Genomic DNA, 247 nt, shown 5'->3' with positions numbered 1-247 from the left:
GTAGGTCCTGCCCTGCACGTACCGTATCGCCGACGTCGACGAGCCGCTGCGTGATCCGCCCGCCGACACGAAAGCCCAGATCGGACTGGACGCGCGACGCGACGACGCCCGAGAAGCTGCGCTCTCCATCGATCGCCTGACCTGCGGTGGCGATACGAACGACGGGTGGCAGGGTGCGCGGATCGCGCTCTGCGTTGCCGCATCCGGCAAGAGCGGTCGCCGCCGCGATCACGCCCAAGACTGTCGT

At 68.8% G+C, this 247-nt stretch carries 1 pseudogene; it reads right to left on the bottom strand.

Going from position 1 to position 247, the window contains the following annotated elements:
- Nucleotides 1-238 (bottom strand): annotated as a pseudogene (locus CVH10_RS23130) (hypothetical protein); the annotation flags it as partial.
- Nucleotides 239-247: the final 9 nt, after the last annotated feature.

The sequence above is a fragment of the Halomonas sp. ND22Bw genome, from assembly GCF_003011945.1.
Classification (GTDB): Bacteria; Pseudomonadota; Gammaproteobacteria; order Pseudomonadales; family Halomonadaceae; genus Halomonas; species Halomonas halophila.
Note: the sequence above shows the minus strand (reverse complement) of the source record. Positions and strands in the feature narration are given on the sequence as shown.